Raw genomic sequence first — 2,801 nt, 5'->3', positions numbered from 1 at the left:
CGGCTGCTCGCTCCCCTCGCGAAGGGAACCCAGCTCTACGGCGGAGCAGTAGTAGGAAGTTTTCGAGTAGCGCTTGCCCTTGCTGGCACGCTTGGAGAAGTACAGCTCCTGGGTTCCCAGGCTGGCCGGCGAGTCGGTCACGGCCAGGCCGGTCAGGTAGTACCGACCCGAGTTTGCGAAGTTGGGCGTGATCTCCACGCTGGTGAACAGCTTCTCGCCCTGGTCATTCAGGTGCAGCAGCTTGTCGTTTGGCTTGAGTTGGGCTTCGAGAGCGACCTGGCCGGGCTGCAACTCGGGATCGTCGTTTTCGGTCACCAGGCGCACGGCAAATACGGTGCCGTGCGAGCCAGGCCAGCGCTCGTGCTCGCTCCAGATCACAGCGGTGTAGACCGACAGCTTGTAGGTCTCAGCGCAATCGACCAGCTCCTGGACAGTTATCTCGCGGTTGTCGGCGGTCGGGCCGCTGACAGCTACGCGTTTCCAGTAGGAGACAAGGGATCTGGGCATTGGTTGGAGCGCTCGGTGGTGGTCGATGAGCGCCAAGATAGGGAGCCGATCAACACCGGCCAAACGCTTTCACTGCAGGAAATTCCTATTTCGAGGATCTAGGAATTTCCTGCAGTTTTATGCCGCGTTTTCAGGGTTTTCGCCGCATAGACTGCGGCCCATGAACTACTCGATAGAAGTCAAAGAGGCCGCCAAACGCCTCTACCTACGCCGCGCATCGGTGAAGGAAATCCAGGCTCAGCTGAAGCTGCCCAATGTACGGATCATCTACTACTGGATCCGCCAGGGCGGCTGGGATGACATGCTGACCGATGAGGAACCTGTGACCGCTGTCAGCAGGCGTATCACCCTGATCCTGGAAAAGCAGGACACGTTGAGCAAGTCCGAACTGGACGAGCTGGACCGCCTGACTTCGATCCGCGACAAGCTGTTGAAGCAATCGAGCCGCCCGCCGGCGCCGGCGGATAGTGAATCCCCACGAAAGCGCCATGACCAGGATCAAGAACCGCACCAGGAGCGCCGGGAGCGTGCCGGCAAGAAGCGGGAAAAAAAGGCGAAGAACGACATCAGCCAGCTGACCGAAGTGGACTTCCTGGAGAAGTTCACCTCCAGGATGTTCAACTACCAGCTGGAGCTGTTCGAGGCCAAGAAGAACCCACTGACGGCGCGTATCCGCCACATCCTCAAGTCTCGCCAGATCGGTCTGACCTACTACTTCGCCGCCGAGGCGTTCATGGACGCGGTGTTGACCGGGGACAACCAGATTTTCCTGTCGGCCAGCCGTGCCCAGTCCGAAGTGTTCCGTAGCTACATCGTGGAATTTGCCAGCAAGTGGTTCGACATCGAGTTGACCGGCAACCCCATCAAGCTCAGCAAAGACGGCAAGCCCTGGGCAGAGCTGCGCTTCCTGTCCACCAATGCCAACACGGCACAGAGTTACCACGGCCACCTATACGTGGATGAAATCTTCTGGATCCCGCGTTTCGACAAGATCCAGACCGTAGCCAGCGGTATGGCCTCCCATGCGAAATGGCGACAGACCTACTTTTCTACGCCCAGCGCTGTTTCCCATGAGGCTTACCCGTTCTGGACGGGCGAGACCTTCCGCAACAGCAAGCGGGCCAAGAAGGCCGGCGCGTGGCCCAGCGATGCCGAGATCCACGCCGGCACGCTCTGCCCGGATGGACAGTGGCGCAAGATCATCACCCTGGAAGACGCAATCGCCGGCGGCTGCAACCTGTTCGACATCGACCGGCTACGCCTGGAAAACGACGAAGAGCGCTTCGAGCAACTGTTCATGTGCAAGTTCATTGACAGCACTCAGTCAGCGTTCGCGCTGGCCGACCTTGAGCGCAGCTATTCCGACCTGGAGTTGTGGGACGACTACAAGCCAGGCGACGACCGCCCGTTTGGCGATGCCCCTGTATGGCTGGGGTATGACCCAAGCCGAACCCGTGACGACGCGACCTGTGTTGTGGTCGCGCCGCCGGCAGAGCCAGGTGGAAGATTCCGCATCCTGGAAAAGTACAGCTGGCGGGGACAGTCGTTCACCTACCAGGCAGCCCAGGTCAAGCTGCTGACCGAGCGCTTCAACGTCCAGCACATCGGCATCGACACGACCGGTGTCGGGATCGGTGTTTACGACCTGGTGTGCGACTTCTACCCGCGCGCCCAGCGCATCCACTACAGCTTGGAAACGAAGACCACCCTGGTGCTCAAAGCCCAGGACGTGATCCGCGCTGGCCGGATCGCGTGGGACGCTGGCTGGACCGAGATCGCCCAGGCCTTCCTGACCATCAAACGGGGCACCACTGGCGGTGGCCAGATCACATTCAGCGCCTCGAGGACCGAGGCCACCGGACACGCCGACATCGCCTGGGCCGTGATGCACGCCCTTCACAACGAACCTTTGAACACCAACAAGCGGCGCAAGAGCCGCTACCTCACGAGTGGAAGCCATGCCCAAACGACAGCCAAAACCTCAAGCCCCGCAAGCGCCGGCGCAACAGCCCACACGCGTGTTCACGTTCGGGGAGCCAGAGCAGGTGCTGACGGCCAATATCGGCGAGTACCTTGGCATCTTTCCCACCGACGACGGGCGCCTGTACAAACCGCCGGTGTCCCGCGTGGGCCTGGCCAAGCTGCTGCGCGCAAACGCGCACCACGGCGCCATCCCGAAGTTCAAGCGCAATCTGCTGCTGCGTGAGTTCATCCCGTCAGAAGGCTGCAGCGCTCAGACGATGAGCTGTGCAGCCCTGGACTACATGGTGTTCGGGGAGGCGTACTTCCTGGCG

Annotated in this window: 2 protein-coding genes; one reads left to right on the top strand and one right to left on the bottom strand. The window is 61.0% G+C overall.

Annotated elements, in window-relative coordinates:
- Positions 1-507, bottom strand: a 507-nt coding sequence (locus VA602_RS15185) for a GPO family capsid scaffolding protein (protein ID WP_323453629.1), incomplete at its 3' end; no start/stop codon positions are given.
- 160 nt (positions 508-667) lie between these two features.
- Here VA602_RS15185 and VA602_RS15180 point away from each other — a divergent pair.
- On the top strand, positions 668-2,713 hold the full coding sequence (locus VA602_RS15180; protein WP_323453630.1) for a terminase large subunit domain-containing protein: 2,046 nt from the start codon (positions 668-670) through the stop codon (positions 2,711-2,713).
- The last annotated feature ends 88 nt before the right edge of the window (positions 2,714-2,801 follow it).

Origin of the sequence: Pseudomonas machongensis, assembly GCF_034961125.1 — a bacterium.
Lineage (GTDB): Bacteria > Pseudomonadota > Gammaproteobacteria > Pseudomonadales > Pseudomonadaceae > Aquipseudomonas > Aquipseudomonas machongensis.
The sequence above is the reverse complement of the archived record's forward strand: the minus strand, read 5'-3'. Positions and strand labels throughout refer to the sequence as shown.

Bases quoted from the DNA above. Each gene is read 5' to 3' on its own strand.
- VA602_RS15180 (WP_323453630.1), top strand. From the start codon at position 668: ATGAACTACTCGATAGAAGTCAAAGAGGCCGCCAAACGCCTCTACCTA.